Source organism: Candidatus Laterigemmans baculatus, from assembly GCF_010367455.1.
Classification (GTDB): domain Bacteria; phylum Planctomycetota; class Planctomycetia; order Pirellulales; family Pirellulaceae; genus Laterigemmans; species Laterigemmans baculatus.
Genome location: NZ_WRPR01000120.1, coordinates 1 through 20,792 on the forward strand (window position 1 = coordinate 1; position 20,792 = coordinate 20,792).

Sequence of the window (20,792 nt, forward strand, 5' to 3'; positions counted from 1 at the left end):
GCCTTCGGCTTGCCGTTAAACGACTTGGTAGCCAACTGCTGGGCACTGCTGACTTTATGGCAATTCAGCGTAAGAAAGTGGCGCTGTCCAGCTAAGCCGTACGTCAGGCTCTCCAGCCTGACCTGTTGCCTCCATAGTTGCCTTTCGCTCCGCGAAAGAAGCATCCACCCGCGCGTGCTTTCGCGGAGCGAAAGGCGACTCTGAGTCAGCCTGGAAAGGCCGACGCACACTGGCGGTGGCCGATGTAGGTAAACTAGGAAGCGACCCGCCCCGTTCCGGCACCTTCCGGGTGCGTCCTTCCTCACTCGAGAATCCCTCCCGATGCGAACCATTCCTACCGCGGTGCTGCTCGGCACCCTCTCGTGTCTGTGCTTTCCTGCTTCCCAAGCCTTGGCCGAACTGCGAGCCGGGGCGGCGATCGTGGACGTCTCGCCCGTCCAGTTTCCCGTGCTGATCAACGGCGGAATGACCAGCCGCAGCGCGGATAAGATCGTCACGCCGGTCCATGCGCGGGCGATCGTGCTCGACGATGGTCAGGAGCGGTTGGCGATCGTCGTGGTCGACAGCTGCATGATGCCTCGGCAACTCCTCGATGAAGCCAAAGAGTTGGCCGCGAGCCAGACCGAGATTCGCCCGGACCGGATGCTGATCTCGGCGACCCACACCCATACCGCCCCGGCTTCGATGGGCTGCTTGGGGACCGATCTCGATCCGGAGTACGTTCCCTACTTGCGGATCAAACTGGCCGAAGCGATCGTCGCCGCCGAAGCCAATTTGGAACCGGCGCGGGTCGGCTGGGGCAAGGCCAACGCGGAGCACTACACGGCGCTGCGTCGCTGGATCCGCCGCCCGGATCGGATCGCCGAAGACCCGTTTGGCAATCCCACCGTGCGGGCCAACATGCACGCTGGCCGGAACTGGGATGACGTGGTCGGGGAATCGGGCCCCGAAGATCCCGACCTGTCGCTGATCTCCATCCAGTCGACCAAGGGGGATCCGATCGCCGTGCTGGCGAATTTTTCGATGCACTACTTCGGTGGCCAGCCGTCGGTCAGCGCCGACTATTTCGGGATCTTCAGCGACGGCTTGCAGCAGCGGATCGCTGCGGATGCCAGCAAGGATCGGCCGCCGATGGTCGGCATCATGTCCCACGGCTGCAGCGGCGATATCTATCGCAAGGACTACACCCTGCAGACGCCTGAAGAGATTGAAGCGCTCTCGATGGAGGGCTACGCCCAGGGGCTGCTCGACATCGCGATGCAAGCCTACGAAAAGATCGAGTATTCGGACGATGCCGACCTGAAGATGCTCGAAACCCGGCTCGACATGAAGTACCGCGTCCCCGACAAGCAGCGATTGCAGTGGGCTCAGGGCGTCGTCGAAGCGATGGGCGATCGGCTGCCGAAGACGACCGAGGAAGTCTACGCCCGCGAACAACTCCTGCTCCACCAGTGGCAATCGACCCAGGTCGTCGTGCAGGCGCTCCGGATCGGTGACATCGCGATCGCGACGACGCCGAATGAGACCTACGCCCTGACGGGACTCAAAATCAAACTCCAAAGTCCGCTCGAGCAAACGATGGTGATCGAGCTGGCCAATGGAGGCGACGGCTACATTCCGCCACCGGAACAGCACCTCCTCGGCGGTTACAACACCTGGGCCGCTCGCTCGGCGGGACTCGAAGTCGAGGCCGAACCGCGGATTGCCGAAGCCGCACTGGCCTTGCTCGAGCAGGTCGCTGGCAAACCTCGCACTCCTTACGATCCGGGGCAGGGGCCCAGCGCCGAAAAAATCCTCGCCGCCGGCCCGGCTGCCTACTGGCGACTCGACGAGTTCTCAGCTCCCCGGGCCAGCGACGCATCGGGGAACCATCGTGAAGGCATCTACGAACCCGAAGTCGTCTATTTCCTCGAAGGTCCCCACTCCGACCAATTCTGTCGCGATGGCAATGTGAACCGCGCCGCTCACTTCGCCGGCGGCCGAATGCGAGCTCATCTTCCCGAACTGGACGACCAGTACTCGGTCTCCCTCTGGATCTGGAACGGGATGCCGGCCGACGCACGCCCGGTCAGCGGATGGTTCTTTTCGCGGGGCCCCAACCACGGGCTGGCGCCGGCCGGGGAACAGCTTGGGGTCGGTGGCACCGGCGAGCACGCCGGCAAGCTGATCTTCCAGCAAGGCGACGGCAGCCCAACGGCGGGACGGACGGAAATTCCGCGGTGGACCTGGGCCCAGGTGACGATGGTCCGCGAGGGCGACGAAGTTCGCGTCTACCTCAACGGCAACGAAGAGCCGGAGATCGTCGCCACGGCCAGCCAGACGCCGACGGCCGCCGCCAAGGAAATCTTCCTGGGAGGCCGAAGCGACAACCAGGCGAACTGGGAAGGACGCCTCGACGAGATCGCTCTCTTCGATCGCCCGCTCCGCGGCGAAGAAGTCCGCGCTCTAGCGGGCCCGCAAAAGTAAGCCGCCGGCGGGCTCTTCCCAGCACCCTTCTATAGTCGCCTTTCGCTCCGCGAAAGTAGCGTCCTAGCGCAACTTTCGCGGAGCGAAAGGCAACTATGCGGAGCGCAAGGCGACTATGCGGAGCGCAAGGCGACGTTACGACGGGGCCGCGGCGGCGCAGCGACTGGAGCGTGAACGTTTCTCCGCCAGCAATTCTTTCATCACGTCGTAAGCCGGTTTCTTGACGCCTTCCCAGGAGACAAGGCCCATGTGGTACTCATTCTCATCCACATGAAATCCCTCGATCGCTTCACGAGCCGGATCAAGGTCAATGAGGCTGTACCAGTAGACGCGTTCGGCCGGAGCGAGGGCCGCTTCCCGCAGCTTTACGACTTGCAGCTCGTAACGGTCTTCTCGATGAGCCTCGAGATCCCATGTCGCGAGCCCCGTTTCGGTGACCCAAATCGGACGTTCCCCCGCCTCGGCCGCGACTTTCTCAATCTTATGCTTCCAGCCGCGCCAGTGCGTGTACCATTCCCAATTCGGCTGGTCGTCCCACCACATCTCAGGGAAAGCGTGGATCGCGATGATATCAAGATTATGTAGAGCCTGATGGCGATCCATCAGGGCGATCCACTGGGGATCGGCCGGGCACATTCCACCGAGCACCGTCGGCACCCCGTCTTGCTGCGCTTTGGCCGCGGCCAAGCGAATCATTTCGGCGAACTTGGCCCACTCGGGGTCGAACCGATCAAAGCCCCACTTGTAGCGGTTATTGGGCTCGTTCCAGAGTTCCAAGTGACTGAAGAAATCACCGTAATCTCGAGTCAGCTGACCGATGAAGTCGGCGTAATCGGCCAGGCGCCGCGGCGGCCCGCTGCAGCATCGGCCTTCGGCGAGCGAAGGAGGCGTATGCCAGACGCTGAGGAGCACCTCGAAGTCGGCCAACTGCCGCATTTGCCACTCATACCACTCGGCGCCTCCCGGCCGGTGAAAGTCGGCCCAGGAGACGCCGGTCCGCAAGTGTCGAACGTTGAGGTCATGGAGGAGTTCGACGGCTCGCTCGACCGAGGCATAGTCTTGGTAATGAAACCACTGACAAATTCCTAATCGGTTGCGCATCGTGGATTCTCATGTGAGTTCGAGCTTGCGATTTCGGACTGACCGGTGGCCGCTAGATACTCCGCTTCCAAGAGCTCCCCGATGCCCTCATCCGCGATGGATTTCGGTTCGCAGAGGTAAATCTCATGGGCCGGCCGCGAGGTCGGCTGCCATCCACAGCTCCGTAGCATCGCCTCGACGCAGGCGTGATTGGGGGCCCACCAGTTCGTCGGGTCGTTGGCCAACCGGCGTTCGATGAACGCCATCGCGGGCCAGCCGGGCTCATTCATGCGGCCGCGGCCACCGAGATCCATGTCGGCGGGCGGTTCGATCACCTCGTCACCGGGAGCTGTCATGGTCTGAAAAACCATCATTCGCCGAGCCTTGCGAGCGACGATGTCCAATCCCAACATCGGGTAACGGAGATGGTATAGCACGCCCATGAACCATACCAAATCATAAGTCTCGGGAGTATGAGCCAGATCGTAGATTTGCATCTGCCGAAACTGGATCCGGTCTTCCATCCCGAACTGGCCGGCGGCCCACCTTGCCTGCCTCAGGTAACGGGGGTCGTGATCAATCGCCGTCACTTCGGCACCTCGGCGCGCCAGCTCGACGCTGTAGAACCCGGCGTTGCAGCCGATATCGAGCACGGTCCAGCCCGAGAGGTCGCTGGGGAGATGGGGTTCGATCTGGAGCCACTTGTTGTTGGGAAAATCTCCTAGCCCATGCCCCGGCGCCGTCTGGCTCCCATCGGGAAGATGCAAGTTGTGAAACCAGGGGCCGAGTTGCTGCACGGTATCATGCATGGGGAGAGGCTCCATGAGGCTGATTGAGGTTCAGGAAATTCGCTTGGGGACCCGAGACTGCGACCGCTTCTGATTCGCTTCCTCGACGAACTGTTCGAACTGCTCGGCTCGGCGGTCGGCGGTATGATCAGCCAGCACTCGCTCGCGGGCGGCATGGCCGATCGCGGCGGCTTCGGTCGCATCGATCCGTTGCAGCAGGCGCAACACTTCGGCCGATGACTTGCCGATCAGGATTTCGCGATCCGGTTCGAAAAGTTCGTCCAGCCCCGCCCACCAGTCGCTGATAATTGGAGTCCCGCAAGCGGCTGCTTCGAAAAGCCGCACGCTCGGCGAATGCCCGGCACGAATCATCTCAGCTCGCGTGACGTTCAGCGTAAATCGCTGCGAGTTGTAGAAACGGCAATGCTCCGCTGGTGGCAAATGGTCGATTCGCTCCACATTAGGCGGCCAGCGAATCGTATCGGGATATTGAGGACCAGCGACGACAAACCGCCCCTGTGGATACTGGCTCGCCGGCTCGATGAGTAACTTTTCGAGTGGCGGCTGGCGATCGGTGCTATAGGTTCCAAGGTAGCCCAGATCGTATCGCTGTTCTGTTTCGAGTGGGTAATAATGCTCCGGATCGACCGAACAGTAGAGCGGACGGGCGAGGGGCGAATGAAACTCCCGCTCCAAACGCTGCAACGACTTTCCACCACTGAAGGAAAGATATAAGTCGTACTGGGACACGAGGTCGGGGGAGAGGTATTCGCAGTCGTCTTCTGCAAGCCGAGCCAGAGTGATCGGCGTATCGATGTCATAAAAAGCAGTTAGATTTTCCGCCGACTCTTGGACCCACTTGCCGACCGCGATTCCGTCAGGGACATACGAACCGACGACGACCACATCGGCCTCGCGGATCGTCGTCGAGAATCTGCCCCGGAGTTCATCGAGCGAATCGTACAACTCGGTCTGGCACCCGGGAGGATTTGCCAGGTCGCGGTTATCCGCATACCAGGGAACGTCTCTTTCCAAAAACGTCACCCGGTGGCCCCGTGCTGCCAAGGATCGAACCAGCCCGCGGTACGTCGTCGCGTGACCATTCCCCCACGAGGATGTGATCGAGAGGCCGAGGATCGTGATGTCGAGCGTCGCCATGGGCGTTCACAACTGGGTAAGGGACGATGGGACAGGGGAGACGATGTCGCGACTTTCGAGAGCGTCGCGGCCCTCGAGTACCGCCTCGAGCTCGCGGGCGCGATGTTCGTAGGTGTGCTCGGCGAGAACGCGGCGAAGCGCCGCACGTCCGATCGCTTCCGCTCGCTCGGGCGTGAGACGCTGGAGATGCTCGGCGACCTGAGCCCCATCCTCCGCGACCAGGACTTCGGCGTCGGGCTCCAGGAACAACTCCAGACCTTCCCAAGCGTCGGTGATCAGGCACGCGCCCGCACCGGCCGCTTCGAAGACCCGTGTCGCTGGCGAGTACCCGAACCGGGCCATGCTTTCGCGGCTGATATTCAGCACCGCCTTGGGCGTGCAGTTGAGCGCGTTATGGTCGCGGGTGAAAACGTGCCCGAGGTGCCGGACGTTCTCCGGCAACGCGACGCCTGCATCCCAGCCGCTACCGCCAAGCAGAAACGACTCGTCCGGCAGTTGGCGGGCAGCGTCGAAGAAGAAATCGAAGACCCGCTGTTCGCGATCCGGCAAGCGATTGCCCAGGAAGGCGAGCGAGCCGCTGAAGCGTGGATCGGGCGGGACCGGATGGTGCGACTCGGGGTCGACAGCGTTATAGATGGGCACGCAGCGGGCCGCCCCCAGCGCCGTGTAGGCGTTGATCACTGGCGGTCCGCCCCCGTAGGTCAGCACCATGTCGTAGCGGGGAATCAGCGGGAGAAACGGATCGCGGGGATCGTTTTGGACCCGTTCGAGCGTCGCTGGTGCATCGACATCCCAGAAGGCGACGAGTGTCTCGGGCCGTTGCAGGTCGAGCACCGCCGCCTCGAGCAGCTCGTCGAACACGCCCACGCCGCTCGCTTTGACGACGACGTCTGAACCCTTCGCTCGCTCCAGACAGCGTTCCAGTTCCGCGGTCCCATCGGCCGAGTAGACGACCACCTCGGCCCACTCCGGGTCGGGCAGATCGCGGTGCTGCTGGCGTTCGAACGCGTCCGGCTCGTAAAACGTGACGCGATGCCCGCGGGCGTGCAGGGCGCGGATCACTCCGCGGTAGTAGGTCGCCGCGCCGTTCCAGTAGGCGGAGACGAGGCTCGAGCCAAAGAAAGCGATCTGCATTCCCGCTGACATGTGTCACTGTGCCTCTCTATCACGAGGTGAAGGAATCTCAGTACTCAGGCTCTCGGCCTCGGCCGTTTTTCGCAGCCCGAGCTCCGCGAAAATCTGCCACAGCTCGTCGACGCGGTGGCCGCAGGTATGCCGCTCGAGGATCGTTTGGCGACCGTGGGCGGCCAGCTCCTCGGCTCGCTGTGGATCGCGGAGCACGAGCTCGAGGGCCTGCTGCATTTCCTCGGGGGTCTCGGCGACCAGATAATCTTTCCCCGGCGTGAACAGCCCTTCGATGTCGTCCCACCGCAGCGAAACGAGGGGAATGCCGCAGGCGAGCGCCTCGAAGACGCGGATCGTGGGAACCCCCGGCAGCGACTCGCGGTAGGGCCGGCGGGGGACGTGGACCGTGCACCGATAGCGGCGAAAAACTTCCGGCACCCGCCCGTTCGCCAACCACCCTCGGTACTCGATTCCCGCTTCGGCAAGCGCCGCCAAGCCCTCGTCGGGATACCGCACGCCATACACGCACCCTCGCAGGCCGAGGCGGCGGACTGGCTGCAAAAGGTACTGCTGGAGCTCTTCACTCCGCTCGCCGTCTCCCCAGTTGCCGACCCACACCAGGTCGCCGTCGAAGTCGTCCGCGTCGGCCGAGCCGTCTTCCCCGCTTCCCTGCGAGCCTTCCCGGCTCCCCAAGGGCTCGAAGAGCCGTGTGTCGGCCGCTTCGTGCCAGGTCCAAGCCCGCTCGGCCCAACCGTTGCGAAGGTAGAGGTCGCGGATCACCGCTCCGAAGGCGAGCACCCCGTCGTAGTGGCGGAGATCGTAACGGCTGATCTCTTCCGGGGCCGTCGCCGCTCGGTGATGGGTGTCGTGAAACAGCAAACGGAAGTTGTGCCGGGTGCGGGCCAACCCGAGTCGGCTGACCAGTTGCGGATCGTTCCACTCGTGCACCAACACCACGTCGGCGTCCTCGACCGCGGTGTCGACGTCGAACGTCGCGAGGTCGTACGGCTTGCTGCTCAGGCCGGGATACGAACGTTCGAACTCTCGCAGCGGCTCCTCACCATGGTCGCGGCGGAGGTTCTCCAGGCTCCAGCCGTCGGCCGGTTCGTAAATGCGGACCTGATGCCCGCGATCGACCATCTCACTCGCAACGCCCCGCAAGAAATGCGCGTTGCCGTGATTCCAACAGGAGACCAAGGAGTGATAGAAGAGAACGATTCGCATCAGGTCTTCTCGAGTGCAGTGAAAGCGGAGGCTGTCGCACCAGCAGTGGTCGAGGAAGCCATCGCTCCGCGGTCCCGGCGGCGGAGCAGGTCGTGGTAGCTGTCCCAGTAGCCGCGAGCCATGCGACCGGCGGTCAATTGGCGGGCGCGGGCTTGGCTGCGGGAGACGAGCTCGGTCCGTAGCCCCCGATCCGCGGCGAGGCGATGGAGCGCTTCGGTTAAAGCGCGCCGGTCTTCCGGGTCGACGAACACCGCCGCATCACCCCAGATCTCGCGGAGACTAGCGATGTCCCCCAAAACCAGAGCACAGCCGGCCGCAGCGGCTTCGAGCGGCGTGAGCCCGAACGGTTCGTAGCGGGCGGGCAGGGCGTAGATCGCCGCCCGGGCGTACCACGACGCGAGCTCCTCCGACGGCAGGCGTCCGAGAAACCGCACGCCGTCGTAGTGGCAGTAGCCCCCGTTGGGATGGCGGCACTCGCCAGCGACCACGACCGGCCACCGCAGATCGGCAGCCGCTTCGGCCAATCGCCCAATGTTCTTCGCCTCGTCCCAGACGCGGCCTGCGGCCAGCACCAGCGGTTCCTTGGCAACGCCTCCGTAAAGTTGCCGCTGCCGAGCCGAGCGGGGAGCGATGCCATTGGCGATCACCCGCGACGGACCTCCCCCAAAACGCTCGCCCCCAAGCGTTTCGTGAATCCCGGGCGAGTCATGATTCTCGGGCGAGTCGTAAATCCCGGGCGAGTCGGCGGCCCCGACGAAGTAGGCGGCATGGAGGGCGTCGAGCATCGCTCGGGTCGGCGCGACGACCAAGTCCGCCCCCTGCAGCCCCCGTGCGACGCGTTGCCGGTACCGCGACCACTCGGGCCCCGGAGCCTGTTTCCGCACCGCTGCGAACCACGAGAAGACGCACGAGTGGGCGACCACAAGCACGGGAATCTGCCAGGGCAGGGCAGCGTGGGAGTAGTCGTTCAGATGGAGCACCTCGGGTTGCTCGCGCGCGGCGATCTCCTGCAGCCATCCTCCCGCCGCGTCGACGTCGCGCCACGGATCCTGCATCCACTCCAGCCGGTACTGGCTTTCGTAGAGCTTCACGTTGTCCAGCTTCGCCAGCAGCCTTCGCTGGTCCTCCTTGAGCGGTGGACCCTGAGTTGCCAACACGACCTCGACGCCGAACGGCTCCAGGGCGCGAACCAGCTCCGCGACATAGACGAAGACGCCGCCCACGGTGTCGGTCGTCATCAGTAACTTCATGGCCTGACCACCGCCTTCATGAAATGGCCGGGACGCTGCACGGCCGCGTCGAGAGCGGCCCCGAGCTCGCTGAGCGGAAAGGTGTGGGTCAGCAGCGGGGCCGGGTCGAGCTGCCCGGCGACGACCGCGGCAGCCGCTCGCCGCATCCCGGCGGTGTAGATCGCAGGGTCCCGCTCGTGGGCGTTGATCACGTCGATTCCCCGCCAGTTCCACTGCTGCAGATTCACCTGGCGGAGTCCGTCCTGGTGGTAGCCGGCGATCACCAGCTTGCCGCGGACCGCCACCAAGGCAGCGGCCAAATCGAGTGGCTCCTGGAAGCCGGTCGCTTCGATGACGCGGGGACAGCCGTCGCCGCCGGAGAGCGCCGCGACCTGCTGCTGGACGTCGTCCGGCGAAGTCAGCGGCAGAGCGGCGATGGCTCCCATCCGCTCGGCCCACTCGAGGGCCGATCGCCGGCGAGAAACGGCGATCACCCGCGCCCCGCGGCGCGTCATCATTTGAATCAGCAAGCTGCCGAGGAAGCCGACGCCGATCACCGTCACCACCTGGCCGGGCTGCACATCGCTCCGCTCGAGCACGTTCATCGCGCAGGCGAGCGGCTCGGCCGGGAACGGAAGCTCGGCCAGCTCGTCCGGCAGGACGACTGCGGCGTCTTCGTCGACCGTATCGTATTCGGCAAAGGCGTGATACGACAGCGCGCCCACGCGATCCCCGACAGCCAGCGATTGCACCTCGCTGCCGACCGCATCGACCACACCCCAGCCCTCGTGCCCCGGCGCGCCCGGCTCGAGCGGATACTCGAACCACGGCCGCCCCTCCCAGACCGGGACGTTCGAGCCGCAGACGCCACAACCTTCGAGCCGGACTCGCACCTGCCGCGGCCCCGGCTCGGGGAGCGGCAGCTCGCGGAGTTCGATCTTACCGGGAGCAGCGATCACCGCCGCTCGCATCGTCGCGGGCGGCTTGGCAGGAGAGCCGCTGTCGCGACGCCGCGCGCCGCGGAGATTGGAGGAAGCGTCCGTGGAAGAAGAGTTCGGAGTCGAGAGATTGGTCATAGTGAGACGCGAATCCTGCGCTAAACGGATCGGTGCAACGAAGCCGAGGGGGGAATAAATCAGCCGCCACGCGCTAGCGTCCGGTTTCTGCGGAATTGGTGAGAACCGGACTTACCTTCACCCTCCCCCCGGGAGGGTCGAGCGTCAGCGAGGGGAGGGAGAGCAGTCCTCAACGATTCCCCCAAAGTGCATTCACCATTGCGGAAACCCTCCCCGCTCGTTCCTCGCGACCCTCCCGGGGGGAGGGTGCCTTGCTAGGACGGCGGACGCCGCCGTTGAGTGTCGTCAAACGCCGCTCAGCGCGGGCTGCTCCACGACGTGCTCGGCCAGCCATGCCCACAGCCGCTCGATTCCCTGCGGAGCATCGACCGCCGGAGCCCAGCCGGTTGTGGCTTGGAAGCGGCGAGTGTCGGAGACGTAGTATTTCTGGTCTCCCTGCCGCCACGGCCCGTACTCCACTTCGGGCCGCTGGCCCCGCAGCTCGGCCAAGTGGTCGATCACCTGCAGGAGGCTGACCGCGTTTGCGGGGCCGCCACCGATGTTGAACGCCTGGCCGGCGGTAACCTTGATCTGGTCGATGGCCTTGAGCATCGCCGCCACCAGATCGGTCACGAACAGCACGTCTCGGACTTGGCGGCCGTCGCCGTAGATCGACAGCGGTTCGTCGGCGATGATCCGACGGGCGAAATGCGCCAGCCAGCCCTGATCTTCATTGCCGCACTGGTGCGGGCCGTAGATGCAGCTCATCCGAAACACGACCGCCGGCAGCGAGTAGCAGCGGGCGTAATCGAGCACGTACTGATCGGCCGCCCCCTTGGAGCAGCCGTAGGGGCTGTGGAACTGCAGCGGCCGCGCTTCGCTGACCCCGTGGGCCCGCGTCTCGGCGCACGACGGCTGGTAGCAATCGCCATCGCGGACGCAGCGAACGTCGGCCAAGCTCCCATAGACTTTATTGGTCGATGTAAACAGCAGCGGCGGTGGAGTCGTGCAGCCGCGACAGGCTTCGAGCACGTTCAGCGTCCCCCGCGCGTTGACCTCGAAGTCGAACCCCGGATCGACCAGGCTGTGGGTCACGGCGACTTGGGCAGCCAAATGGAAGACCGCGCTGCTGCGGGCCACCGCGTGCCGGACTGCCAAGGAGTCGCGAATATCTTGGACCTCGACCTTCACGTGCTCGCCATACTGGTCGGTCAACCAAGCCAGGTTCTCCTCGACGCCGGGGCGGGAGAGATTGTCAAAGAGCAGCACGTCGCGGCCATTCTCGATCAATTGCGTGGCCAGGTTCGTTCCGATGAACCCAGCTCCGCCGGAGATCATCACCGGCCGGCGGCTGCGGCAACTGGCGGCCGACCGAAGCGGTTTGCCATTGGGGGCTGTATCGATGCGTCGCCTCATACCACCAACCCTCGTGCTGTAAGCTCCTGCCGTGCCCGTGAAGTGGCATCGGCCGCAAGATTCGTTTGCGACCGCAGCCACTCCGCCAATTCGGCAAGCCCCTCGGGAAAGGAAACCTGGGGCTCGTATCCGAGAATCCGCTGAGCCTTGCTGATATCCGCAAAGCAGTGGCGGATGTCGCCGACGCGATAGCGAGTCGTGATTTCGGGTTCGATCGACTCGAGCCCCAAGACCTCGCCGATTTTCGCCGCGACCTGCCTCACCGTGACCGCGTCGCCGCTGCCGACGTTAAAGACATGCCCGGCCGCCTCGGGGACCTCCATCGCCAACCGGCAAGCGCGGGCGACATCGTGCACGTTGACGAAATCTCGCTGCTGCAGACCGTCCTCAAAGATCGACGGCCGGTGCCCGTTGAGATACTGCGAAGAGAAGATCGCGAGCACGCCGGTGTACGGGTTCCCGAGCGCCTGCCGCGGCCCGTAGGCATTGAAAAAGCGGAGGGCCACCGTGGGGATCCGATACGCCCCGCCAACGATCAAGCTCAGCCGTTCCTGATCGTATTTCGAGAGCGCGTAGACCGACGAGGCGGCGGGAGCTTTGGTCTCGGGCGTCGCCACCGGCTCGAGCGGCCGCCCCGCTTCGTCACTGACCTCCCATTGCCCGGCCTGCAGCTGTTCGAGCGGCCGCTCGCTGGCCGCCACCAATGGGCCCTCGGGCGAGCGATAGGCGCCTTCGCCGTAGATGCTCATGCTCGAGGCCACCACCAGCCGCTCGACCGGCGAATCGGCCAGCGCCTGCAGCAGAACCGCGGTCCCCAAGTTATTGACGCTCGTATAGTGCGCCACCTCATACATGCTCTGGCCGACCCCGACTGCGGCGGCCAAGTGGTAGACCACATCGACTCCTTGTAGCGCCCGCTGGACCGTCGCCGGATCGCGAACATCGCCGACGATCAACTCGACATCGGCGGCGAGATACTCCGGTCGCTCGCCGCTGGGACCATGGACCTGGGGCAACAGACAGTCCAGCACGCGAACCCGGTAGCCCTGCTCGAGGAGCTCATCGGCGAGGTGGGAGCCGATGAAGCCCGCCCCGCCGGTAATCAAAATCCGCGGTTTCATGGTGGGAACGACTGAGATTGTGGAACGAAACGAGAGCCAAGCAGGTGCAGCCGATCGACCCATGACTTGCCCCGAAAGCGGACCATAGCACCACCTGAGTGGGGGCCGTTGCTGCTGCTGAATGCGGCTTCCCGACGCTGCAAATCGGGTACCACCCATCGCCCCCGCAGGGGGAATGGTGGGAGAATCCTGTCCGCGGTGGGGCGCCGCCGCGAAGCGACGCCCGCTGCTTTTGCTAGCGAATCCGCGCCCAAGCATTCCTTTTGCTGCAGCCGGCGCCCCAGTGGCAGCCGGCGCCCCAGTGGCAGCCGGCGCCCCAGTGGCAGCCGGCGCCCCAGTGGCAGCTCAGCACCCAGCTACCCGGCTCAGCGTCGCGGCACCGGCTCAGCGCAACGGCACCAGCTCAACATCACGGCACCGGCTCAGCGGCCCGGAAAGATCCGCTCGACGTTGCCGCGGAGGACTTGCCGGCCGAGCGCCACCGCCCGTTCCTCGCTCCAGCCGCGGTCGATGACGAACGTCTCGGCCAGGATCTTTGCCAGGCAGTCGCGGTACATGGCGAATTTGGGAGCGACGAATTCGAGCTTGTAAGCGTCGCTGTAGTAGCCGATCTGCTTGGTCGCCGGGACCGCTTCGAGCCGCGCGGTGGCGTCGCGGTGGATGAAGGTGGGCGTGTTGCTGTACCACCAGTGGCCATTGGTCACGACGTTCGGGAAGATCCAGGCGTAGCTGACCAGTTCCTGGTTCGTGACGCTGGCCAAGACCGAGACCGGGAACGTCACCTCGGGAAATGCGTTGAGCAGCTCGCGATACTGGATCAGCGACACGCGGCTGTCATACAGGTCGCGTCCCTGATGAACCCCCTCGGCGTACACCCCGCGGTTGACGCCGATCATCAGGTCGAACGGCAGGCGATGAGCGTCGCACAGTTCGGCCAGGGTCCAGAAAACGCGATTCTGCAGCGCCCGCCGGTGGGACTCTTCGGCCCCGGTTCCCGAGCGAAGGACCGCCTCGAGAGCAGATGCCGCGCGGCCGTCGGCGACCGGTTGCGGGGCGAAATCGGGGGGCAGGGAGATCGCACAGGCTCGGGCCCCGCGAGCGACGAAATAATCGAAACGCTGCTCCAGAGCCGCCCGCAGCGTCGCCAGGTCGTGAACCTCCACCCCCGAGCAGGCCGCGAGCCGCTCGCGAACGCTGCTCTGGCCAAGGTGGAACACCAGGTCGTCGGTGCGGAGGCAGGGGATGTACCGCGAAGTGTCAAAGCCCTCCAGCGCGTCGTCGAAATCGTTGGTCAGAAAGACCGCTTCGACGTTGCTCTCGCGAAGCACGGTGTCGGCCCACTCGGCCGATTCCATCCGCTGCGAAGCGGCCTCGTAGACTTGCTCCCAGTTCGAGGCGTCCAGAGTGTCCGCTTCCAAACCGAAAAACCGCCGGCAGATATCGACCAACCAGGCGTATTGGGTCGTATTGTGAATCGGCACTGTCCCTTCGACCAACCGTCCCACGCGTTCTTTGTCCGAGATCGCCGGGTCTTCGATCTCCGCTTTGGGCATCCCCGCCGCGTGTGCGAGCTCGGTGTAGTAGTGGTATCCGAGGATGTCGGCCAGCGTCGTCGAAGCCGGGCTGTGCGGATTGATATGCGTGTGCGGATCGATCAGCGTGATCTTCGCCAGTTCATCGCGGAGCGTGCGTCGGAGTTGTTCAGACATGGCAGAGCAGGGGAGGAGAGGGGAAACGGACAGAGGGTCTTAGCAATCAGCCGCCGGGCGCTAGCCCCCGGTTTCCGAAAACGCCGCAAAAACCGGACACTAGCGCGTGGCGGCTGGTACCGCGGATCGTGCCCCGAGCCTAGCAAGAAAACGAGCCTAGCAGGAAAGGGGTCTTGTCGCCCCGCCCGCGGACCGGAGCCCTGCATCGATTGGGATTTTTTACTCCACGGCGGTACACTGGGTGCAGAGAGAGGACAGGCCGGGGGCCGCCGTTTCCGTTTGGTCGAGAGAGCTCGCTTCCATGACCGATTTCGCTCACCGCCCTCCCACCGACGACCCTCCGGCCGAACCCGCTGCCGTGGAGGCCGCTGTCGTGGAGGCCCAGGCTCCCGATGCTACGGCCCCCGATGTTGCGGCCCCCGATGCTGCGGCCCCCGTAGAGCGTCCCTTCGCCCGCTCGCTCGAGCCTCGCCCGCCGGTAGTGACGCAGCGGGGAACTTCTTCCTATCGCGGAACCTATGCGAACCGGGGAACCTCTCCGCTGACTCAAGCGCTCATCACGTTGCTGATGCTGGCCAGCACCTTGGGAGCGGCCCGGTTTCTCGTGCCGGCAATCATCGAGGAAGCCCGCTACGCGTGGCGGCGTGGCCAATTGCGAGCGGAATACGAAGGGAGCGAGGGAGCGCTGCAGAATATTGGGCTCGATGCGCTCTCCAATGCCTACCAAATGGTCACCCAGCGAGTGGGGGCCAGCGTCGTCCACATCGAAGTCGAGCGGAGCAGCGACCCGCAGCAGACGCTCCACTCGATCCGCCTCGGTGGGATTCAGCCCCCGGAAATGAGCGACCAAGGGAGTGGCGTAATCATCGACGCCGACGGCTACATCCTGACCAACAACCACGTGATTGCTGGCGGCGACGTGATCACCGTGGGGCTGAGCGACGGGCGGCGGATGTCGGCCGAAGTGCTGGGCAGCGATCCGCTGACCGACGTGGCGCTGCTGCGGGTTGCTGCTACGGGTTTGATGCCAATCGAGTGGGGGGACAGCGACCAGGTGGAGGTCGGGACACCGGTGTGGGCGGTGGGCAGCCCCTTCGGGCTCGACCGCACCGTCACCTTTGGAATCCTCAGCGGCAAACATCGGGCGGCCAAAGCGGGGACGACGTATCAAGATTTCATGCAGAGCGACGTAGCGGTGAATCCGGGCAACAGCGGCGGACCGCTGGTCGATGCCCGAGGCCGGCTGATCGGAATCAACACCGCGATCGTCGGCGACACCTATCGCGGGGTCAGCTTCTCGATCCCGAGCAACGTGGCCCGGCGGGTCGTCGAGCGGCTGCGGTCGAGCGGACGGTTTGACCGCGGTTGGCTGGGAGTTCAACTGGCCGAGGTTCCCGACGAACTCCTGCCGGGAGAAGATTTCCGGCTTCGCGGCGCCCTGGTCAGCCGCTTGGCTGACCCCGATTCGCCCGCCGCCCAGGCGGGGATTGCCGCCGGCGACATCATTGTCGGCTTCGACGGCAACCAGATCGCCGACATGGGAGCGCTGATGCGGATGGTGGGCAATTGGCCCGCTGGCCAGACGGCGGAGATCGAAATCTTCCGCGACGGAACCCGCCGCACGCTCGCGGTGGAAATTGGAGCCCGGCCGATGGAATTCAGCGTGCGGTGAGCGACCGCTCGGCGGAATTTGCTGGCATTCTCAGGGGAAAACCGCACGCGGAGGGGAAAAGGCCCTCCGCGAACCAATCGTGGCGATCTATAATCTTTCTCCAGTCTCTCAGTTCAGCATTTATCGCCACAAAGCGCCATGTCGAAAAAATCGCTCCTTTCCATCGCTCTGGCCGGTTGCCTCTGCGGCGGGGTCGGCGTCGCATTGGTTCACGCCGCGGATGAAGCCACGTCCCAAGCCACCCCTCCCGCGACAGGCTCTCCCGAACAACCGCCGTTCAACGCCGCTCCGGGAATCTCCGAGACCCGCCCCGAGTCGGGACCGGCTGTGAAAGTCGAACACGGCTTCATGGTGCCGTACACCGAGCGAATTCCGGGAACCGACATCACTTTTGAGATGATTCCCGTTCCGGGAGGGACCTTCACCATGGGCAGCCCGGAATCGGAGGCTGGCCGCAATGAGGACGAGGGTCCGCAGGTGAAGGTCGAGGTGCCTCCGATGTGGGTCGCCAAGGAAGAGGTCACGTGGGCGGAGTACCGGCAGTACATGGATTTGTACGCGATCTTCAAGTCGTTCGAAGCTCGCGGCATCCGTCCGGTCACCGACGACAACCGCGTCGACGCGGTGACCGCGCCGACCGAACTGTACGAACCGAGCTTTACGTTTGAGTACGGCCAGGAAGACGAGCAGCCGGCCGTCACGATGACGCAGTACGCCGCCCGCCAGTACACGAAATGGCTCAGCCACGTGACCGGACGCCAGTATCGGCTGCCGACCGAAGCCGAATGGGAATACGCCGCCCGGGGCGGAACCCAAACCGCCTACTCCTGGGGCGACGACCCGGAGCAGATCGACGACTATGCCTGGTACTTCGACAATGCCGACTCCGGCCAGCTGCCGGGAGCTCAAAAGAAGCCGAATCCGTTCGGGTTGTATGACATGCATGGCAACGTGGCCGAATGGACCGTCGACGCCTATTCCGAAGAGGGCTACGAGCTGCCGACCGACAAGGTGCTGAGCGTCGACGAGGCGGTCCAGTGGCCCGAAGAGTCGTATCCGGGAGTGGTCCGCGGCGGGAGCTGGGAGATGGAGCCGCCGCAGCTGCGGAGCGCCGCCCGTTTGGCCTCGGACGATGACTACTGGAAAGAGGAAGACCCGAATTTCCCCAAAAGCCCCTGGTGGTTCACCAGCGATCCGGCCCGCGGCGTCGGCTTTCGGCTGTTCCGCTCCTACGAACCGAAGTCGGAAGAAGGAATCGCCAAGTATTGGGAAATGAATACCGAAGATGTGAAGGATGACGTGCAGTCGCGGATCTCCGGCGGCCGCGGCGTCTTCGGGATCGTCGACGAGCAGCTCCCGGCGGCGATCAAGGCAGCCCGAGAAGAGTAGGGGGGCTGGCCCCTCCGGCCCCCTCTCCCCCAAAAGGGTATCGCGGGGGTCGGCTCAGCCTCAATGCCAGCCAGTTCCGCGATTTCCTTTTGGGGGAGAGGGCTGGGGTGAGGGGGTCTAAGCGGCCGGCGGACTGTCCGGCCGCAGCAACCCACACCTCGCACAACAGCCCCCTCACCCTAACCCTCTCCCCCAAATGTTTCGCGACTGATGTTTGGGGGTACCGTTTGAGTCACTCCCGCGAAACATTCGGGGGAGAGGGGACCGGAACGCCTCACACTCCATTCATTACTTACCCACACTTCTACAAACCTTTGCCACGGGATCACTGTGTACGAAACTCTCGCCCTGGTCGGGGCCACTGGTGCGGTCGGACGGATTGTTCTTGAGCAATTGCAGCAGCGCAACTTTCCCTACAAGCGACTGAAGTTGCTCGCCTCGCAGCGGACAGCCGGCACGCAGGTCCGCGTCGGCGACACCGAGGTGACGGTCGAGCTGATGTGCCCCGAAGCGTTCGAGGGAGTCGATCTGGTGATCGCCAGCACGCCCGACGACGTGGCCGCGGAATTCATCCCGTGGGCGGTCGAGCGAGGGGCGGTGGTCGTCGACGAGAGCGGCTACTGGCGGATGGATCCGAGCGTTCCGCTGGTCGTTCCGGAGGTCAACCCCGAAGCGGTCGAGAACCACCGCGGGATCATCAGCAGCCCCAACTGCAGCACCACGCAGATGGTCGTCGCGCTCGCGCCGCTGCATCGCGCCGCCCGCGTCCGCCGCGTCGTCGTCAGCACCTACCAGGCAACCAGCGGAGCGGGACTGGCCGGAATGGAGGAGCTGCGAACCGCCACTCGGGCTTCGCTCGCCGGGAGCGAGGTCGCGGCCCAAACGTTCCAGCACCCGATCGCGTTCAACCTGATCCCGCAGATCGGCTCGCAGAAGTACGAAGGCTACACCTCGGAAGAAATGAAGATGGTGTACGAGACGCGGAAGATCATGGGGGACGAATCGATCCAGGTCTGTCCGACCTGCGTCCGCGTGCCGGTCGCGGTCGGTCACAGCGAGTCGATCATGGTCGAGACCGAGCGACCGCTGTCGGTTGAGGAAGCCCGGCAGCTGCTGGGCGAAGCCGATGGAATCACGGTGATCGACGATCTGCCCGATTCGCGGTACCCGATGCCGGTCGACTGCGAAGGCCGCGACGACGTGCTCGTCGGCCGAATTCGCAAAGACATCAGCAACCCTCACGGGATCACCTTCTGGTGCGTCAGCGACAACCTCCGCAAGGGGGCCGCGACCAACGCGGTGCAGATCGCCGAGCTGCTGGTCCGCAATTCGGCCGCTGTCTGAGTCGCTCCCCATCCTGTCGCAATCGCCCCGCGATCCCACCCTTGCCTCGCTACTTCAAACTGACCGTCGCCTACGACGGGACCGCCTACGCCGGTTGGCAGATCCAAGTCGGTAAGCCGACGGTGCAGGGGATGCTTGAACGGGCGATCGCGAGACTGGTCAAGGTCCGCGTGCCGATCACCGGCAGCGGACGGACCGACTCGGGAGTCCACGCGCTCGGCCAAGTCGCCAGCCTCTCGACCGACGCCTGGGCCGCTCCGGCCGAACGGCTGGCGATGGCGATGAACACCAAGCTGCCCGATGACATCCGCGTGCTCGCCGCGGAAGAGATGCCCGGCGACTTTCACGCGATCCGCGATGCGACCGGCAAACGCTATCGCTACCAGATCCAGATCGGTGGAATCCGCGATCCCTTCGACTACCGCTACCGCTGGCATCTCCCCGGACCGCTCGACGTGGCGGCGATGCGGGAGGCGGCGGCGACGCTTCGCGGGACGCACGATTTTGCTGCCTTCCAAGCCAGCGGCAGCGTGCGGAAGACGACGACCCGCACGGTCCGCGACCTGGTGATCCTCGACGAGCAGGGCAGGGGGGGCAGCGAGGCGCTCGCCGTGGAGATCGAGGCCAACGGGTTTCTCTACAACATGGTCCGGAACATCGTCGGCTCGCTGGTCGTCGTCGGCAGCGGCAAGGAGTCGCCGGAATGGATCGAGCGGGTCCTCGGTTCGCTCGACCGCACGCAAGCCGGGCCCACCGCGCCGCCGCAGGGACTGTTCTTGATGCACGTGCACTACTGATGCGTATCGCTCACATCATCACGCGGATGATCATCGGCGGGGCGCAGGAGAACACGCTCTACAACTGCCTCGATCTGCTGCGACTCCATGGCGACGAGGTCGTGCTGATCACCGGCCCGTCGCTGGGCCCCGAAGGAAGTTTGCTCGAGCAGGGCAGGGCGGGGGAGTTGCCCGTGATCGAGCTCGATTCGCTGCGGCGAGCGATCCACCCGCTAAAGGACCTTCGAGCCCTCGCGGACCTTCGCCGCGTGCTCGGTGAACTGCGGCCCGACGTCGTGCACACCCACAGCGCCAAAGGAGGCATCCTGGGGCGGCAGGCGGCTTGGGAACTGGGCGTGCCGGCGATCGTGCACACGGTCCACGGAGCTCCGTTCCATCCCTATCAGCCCCCGCCGGTGCGGTGGCTCTACCGGGCCTGCGAACGACATGCGGCCGGTCGCTGCCATCGGCTGATCAGCGTGGCCGATGCGATGACCGACTTGATGGTCGCCGGGGGCGTGGCGCCGCGAGAGAAATTCACCACGGTCTACAGCGGCATGGAAGTCGAACCGTTCCTCGCGGCCTCCGAACATCGGGCGGCGATGCGGGCTAAGTTCGGGTTCGGCGAGAGCGACATCGTGTTCGTCAAAATCGCCAGGCTGTTCCACCTGAAAGGGCACGACGACCTGATCACCGCGGCAGCCGAGGTCGTTCGGCGGCATCGCCAGGTGCGGTTCCTGCTGGTCGGCGACGGGATCCTCCGAGATTCACTGGAGCGGCGGATCGAGCGCCTCGGGCTCCGCGAGCACTTCGTCTTCGCCGGGCTGGTCGATCCGAGCGAGATCCCCGCTCATCTGGGAGCGGCCGACGCGCTGGTGCACACCTCCTACCGCGAGGGGCTCGCCCGGGCGCTACCGCAGGCGCTGATCGCGGGACTGCCGGCGGTCAGCTACGACGTCGACGGGGCCCGCGAAGTGGTCATCGACGGCGAGACTGGATGCTTGGTTCCGGCGGCCGATACCCACCGCCTGGCTGCCGCCCTCGGCCGGCTCGCCGAGGACGCCGCGATGCGTGAGCGGCTGGGCAGGGCAGGGCGGGAGCGGTTTACCGAGGTGTTCCGCCACCAAACGATGACCGCCCGAATCCGGGAAATTTACCAGTCGATCCTCGACTCGGCCCCTGATCGGGATGGCCGGAAGTAGGCCCTGGCTTGTAAGATGGAGCGGTTAGGGGGCTCACT

At 64.9% G+C, this 20,792-nt stretch carries 16 protein-coding genes; 6 read left to right on the forward strand and 10 right to left on the reverse strand.

Annotated elements, in window-relative coordinates; translation table 11 throughout:
• The first annotated feature begins 321 nt into the window (after nt 1-321).
• Nucleotides 322-2,466 carry a LamG domain-containing protein gene (locus GNK13_RS18985; RefSeq protein WP_164104137.1) on the forward strand — a complete coding sequence of 715 codons (2,145 nt, stop codon included), beginning with the start codon at nt 322-324 and terminating at the stop codon, nt 2,464-2,466.
• A 135-nt stretch (nt 2,467-2,601) separates the two neighbouring features.
• Here the strand turns inward: GNK13_RS18985 and GNK13_RS18990 are convergent, their stop codons facing one another.
• The 10 genes from GNK13_RS18990 to GNK13_RS19035 form a co-directional block, all read right to left on the reverse strand.
• A complete protein-coding gene (locus GNK13_RS18990) occupies nt 2,602-3,567 on the reverse strand; it encodes a hypothetical protein (protein WP_164104138.1) in 966 nt (321 codons plus the stop codon).
• Nucleotides 3,552-4,355, reverse strand: a complete 804-nt coding sequence (locus GNK13_RS18995) for a TIGR04290 family methyltransferase (RefSeq protein WP_164104139.1) — start codon at nt 4,353-4,355, stop codon at nt 3,552-3,554. Before GNK13_RS18995 ends, GNK13_RS18990 begins: the two co-directional genes overlap by 16 nt.
• Before the next feature lie 30 nt (nt 4,356-4,385).
• Entirely contained in the window at nt 4,386-5,492 is a 1,107-nt protein-coding gene (locus GNK13_RS19000) for a CgeB family protein (protein WP_164104140.1), read from the reverse strand.
• A gap of 6 nt (nt 5,493-5,498) precedes the next feature.
• Nucleotides 5,499-6,638, reverse strand: a complete 1,140-nt coding sequence (locus GNK13_RS19005) for a CgeB family protein (protein WP_164104141.1) — start codon at nt 6,636-6,638, stop codon at nt 5,499-5,501.
• Between the two features lie 3 nt (nt 6,639-6,641).
• On the reverse strand, nt 6,642-7,841 hold the full coding sequence (locus tag GNK13_RS19010; RefSeq protein ID WP_164104142.1) for a CgeB family protein: 1,200 nt from the start codon (nt 7,839-7,841) through the stop codon (nt 6,642-6,644).
• On the reverse strand, nt 7,841-9,091 hold the full coding sequence (locus GNK13_RS19015; RefSeq protein ID WP_203329149.1) for a glycosyltransferase: 1,251 nt from the start codon (nt 9,089-9,091) through the stop codon (nt 7,841-7,843). Before GNK13_RS19015 ends, GNK13_RS19010 begins: the two co-directional genes overlap by 1 nt.
• Nucleotides 9,088-10,146, reverse strand: a complete 1,059-nt coding sequence (locus GNK13_RS19020) for an MDR/zinc-dependent alcohol dehydrogenase-like family protein (protein ID WP_203329150.1) — start codon at nt 10,144-10,146, stop codon at nt 9,088-9,090. The genes GNK13_RS19015 and GNK13_RS19020 overlap by 4 nt, the downstream gene beginning before the upstream one ends.
• A 285-nt stretch (nt 10,147-10,431) precedes the next feature.
• Entirely contained in the window at nt 10,432-11,541 is a 1,110-nt protein-coding gene (locus tag GNK13_RS19025) for an NAD-dependent epimerase/dehydratase family protein (RefSeq protein ID WP_164104143.1), read from the reverse strand.
• Nucleotides 11,538-12,662 carry an NAD-dependent epimerase/dehydratase family protein gene (locus GNK13_RS19030; protein ID WP_164104144.1) on the reverse strand — a complete coding sequence of 375 codons (1,125 nt, stop codon included), beginning with the start codon at nt 12,660-12,662 and terminating at the stop codon, nt 11,538-11,540. The genes GNK13_RS19025 and GNK13_RS19030 overlap by 4 nt, the downstream gene beginning before the upstream one ends.
• A gap of 422 nt (nt 12,663-13,084) precedes the next feature.
• On the reverse strand, nt 13,085-14,371 hold the full coding sequence (locus tag GNK13_RS19035; RefSeq protein ID WP_164104145.1) for a glucuronate isomerase: 1,287 nt from the start codon (nt 14,369-14,371) through the stop codon (nt 13,085-13,087).
• A gap of 301 nt (nt 14,372-14,672) precedes the next feature.
• On the opposite strand from GNK13_RS19035, the gene GNK13_RS19040 reads away from it, so the two are divergent.
• The 5 genes from GNK13_RS19040 to GNK13_RS19060 all read left to right on the forward strand — a co-directional run bounded on the left by GNK13_RS19040 (nt 14,673) and on the right by GNK13_RS19060 (nt 20,754).
• The gene (locus GNK13_RS19040) at nt 14,673-16,043 is read left to right on the forward strand and encodes a S1C family serine protease (protein ID WP_203329151.1); all 1,371 of its coding nucleotides are present in this window, start codon (nt 14,673-14,675) and stop codon (nt 16,041-16,043) included.
• 138 nt (nt 16,044-16,181) lie between these two features.
• Nucleotides 16,182-17,432 (forward strand): formylglycine-generating enzyme family protein, encoded by a 1,251-nt coding sequence (locus GNK13_RS19045; RefSeq protein ID WP_164104146.1) that lies wholly within the window; start codon nt 16,182-16,184, stop codon nt 17,430-17,432.
• A gap of 330 nt (nt 17,433-17,762) precedes the next feature.
• On the forward strand, nt 17,763-18,776 hold the full coding sequence (locus tag GNK13_RS19050) for an aspartate-semialdehyde dehydrogenase (RefSeq protein ID WP_164104147.1): 1,014 nt from the start codon (nt 17,763-17,765) through the stop codon (nt 18,774-18,776).
• A 41-nt stretch (nt 18,777-18,817) separates the two neighbouring features.
• Entirely contained in the window at nt 18,818-19,573 is a 756-nt protein-coding gene (gene truA / locus GNK13_RS19055) for a tRNA pseudouridine(38-40) synthase TruA (protein ID WP_235935341.1), read from the forward strand.
• Nucleotides 19,573-20,754, forward strand: a complete 1,182-nt coding sequence (locus GNK13_RS19060; RefSeq protein ID WP_164104148.1) for a glycosyltransferase family 4 protein — start codon at nt 19,573-19,575, stop codon at nt 20,752-20,754. Before truA ends, GNK13_RS19060 begins: the two co-directional genes overlap by 1 nt.
• Nucleotides 20,755-20,792 lie beyond the last annotated feature (38 nt).

Excerpts from the sequence above, each read along its gene's own strand:
- GNK13_RS19005 (WP_164104141.1), bottom strand. The coding sequence starts at position 6,638 with ATGTCAGCGGGAATGCAGATCGCTTTCTTTGGCTCGAGCCTCGTCTCC.
- GNK13_RS19030 (WP_164104144.1), bottom strand. The coding sequence starts at position 12,662 with ATGAAACCGCGGATTTTGATTACCGGCGGGGCGGGCTTCATCGGCTCC.
- GNK13_RS19015 (WP_203329149.1), bottom strand. The coding sequence starts at position 9,091 with ATGAAGTTACTGATGACGACCGACACCGTGGGCGGCGTCTTCGTCTAT.
- GNK13_RS19060 (WP_164104148.1), top strand. The coding sequence starts at position 19,573 with ATGCGTATCGCTCACATCATCACGCGGATGATCATCGGCGGGGCGCAG.
- GNK13_RS19045 (WP_164104146.1), top strand. The coding sequence starts at position 16,182 with ATGTCGAAAAAATCGCTCCTTTCCATCGCTCTGGCCGGTTGCCTCTGC.
- GNK13_RS19035 (WP_164104145.1), bottom strand. The coding sequence starts at position 14,371 with ATGTCTGAACAACTCCGACGCACGCTCCGCGATGAACTGGCGAAGATC.
- GNK13_RS19040 (WP_203329151.1), top strand. The coding sequence starts at position 14,673 with ATGACCGATTTCGCTCACCGCCCTCCCACCGACGACCCTCCGGCCGAA.
- GNK13_RS18990 (WP_164104138.1), bottom strand. The coding sequence starts at position 3,567 with ATGCGCAACCGATTAGGAATTTGTCAGTGGTTTCATTACCAAGACTAT.
- GNK13_RS18985 (WP_164104137.1), top strand. The coding sequence starts at position 322 with ATGCGAACCATTCCTACCGCGGTGCTGCTCGGCACCCTCTCGTGTCTG.
- GNK13_RS19010 (WP_164104142.1), bottom strand. The coding sequence starts at position 7,841 with ATGCGAATCGTTCTCTTCTATCACTCCTTGGTCTCCTGTTGGAATCAC.
- GNK13_RS19025 (WP_164104143.1), bottom strand. The coding sequence starts at position 11,541 with ATGAGGCGACGCATCGATACAGCCCCCAATGGCAAACCGCTTCGGTCG.
- GNK13_RS19020 (WP_203329150.1), bottom strand. The coding sequence starts at position 10,146 with ATGACCAATCTCTCGACTCCGAACTCTTCTTCCACGGACGCTTCCTCC.
- GNK13_RS18995 (WP_164104139.1), bottom strand. The coding sequence starts at position 4,355 with ATGCATGATACCGTGCAGCAACTCGGCCCCTGGTTTCACAACTTGCAT.
- GNK13_RS19000 (WP_164104140.1), bottom strand. The coding sequence starts at position 5,492 with ATGGCGACGCTCGACATCACGATCCTCGGCCTCTCGATCACATCCTCG.